At 45.8% G+C, this 227-nt stretch carries 1 protein-coding gene; it reads left to right on the forward strand.

Annotated features, from left to right (window positions below):
* The coding region (locus ACVC08_RS00080; RefSeq protein WP_452600484.1) for a hypothetical protein at window positions 1–227 on the forward strand (227 nt) is incomplete at both ends.

Below are 227 nucleotides of genomic sequence, written 5' to 3' on the forward strand. Positions count from 1 at the left end.
AGTCACGACAACAACCGTGACCATTCCAGCAGGAAGCACGAGTGTCGATGTAGTGATTCCAATCACGGATGATGCCATAGATGAAGCCGATGAAACCTTTACCGTCGATGGCACAGTAACCAGCGGAAACACAGCAAACACAGACCCAAGCGGAACAGTAACGATTATTGATAATGATATATGTATTTCGGATCCATTAACAGACTGTGATGGAGACGGAACACCAA

The organism is Pontimicrobium sp. MEBiC06410, assembly GCF_053601615.1.